The sequence below is a fragment of the Corynebacterium sp. UMB6689 genome, assembly GCF_030215295.1.
Classification (GTDB): Bacteria; Actinomycetota; Actinomycetes; order Mycobacteriales; family Mycobacteriaceae; genus Corynebacterium; species Corynebacterium aurimucosum.
In genome coordinates this window covers 1-301 of record NZ_JASOLS010000120.1, presented here as the reverse complement: position 1 = coordinate 301, position 301 = coordinate 1, and the positions used below count along the sequence as shown (strand labels likewise).

Sequence of the window (301 nt, the reverse complement as noted above, 5' to 3'; positions counted from 1 at the left end):
ACTCGCCACAGCTAACCGCCGCGCTGGCAAAAGCCGTTGGCGTAACACTATCCGAATAAAAACCGAACCTACCCTCCAAATCATTTGGGGAAAGGACAAAAATGGCTATCACAGCAGCAACCAAAACCACCGATTTTTCCGGCTTCATCAAACCCGAAGAATCCGCACCAATATTCGACGAGGCCGCCCGCGTATCAGCGGTACAGTCCCTAGCAAGGCAGATCCCGCTGGGCATTTCCGGGCAGGAAATCCCCGTAGTCACCTCAAAACCGGTAGCAAACTGGACCAGTGAAGGCGGGCA

The 301-nt window shown here is 54.2% G+C and carries 1 pseudogene; it reads left to right on the top strand.

Annotated elements, in window-relative coordinates:
* Positions 1-101 precede the first annotated feature (101 nt).
* Positions 102-301: pseudogene (locus QP363_RS12900) on the top strand (phage major capsid protein); the annotation flags it as partial.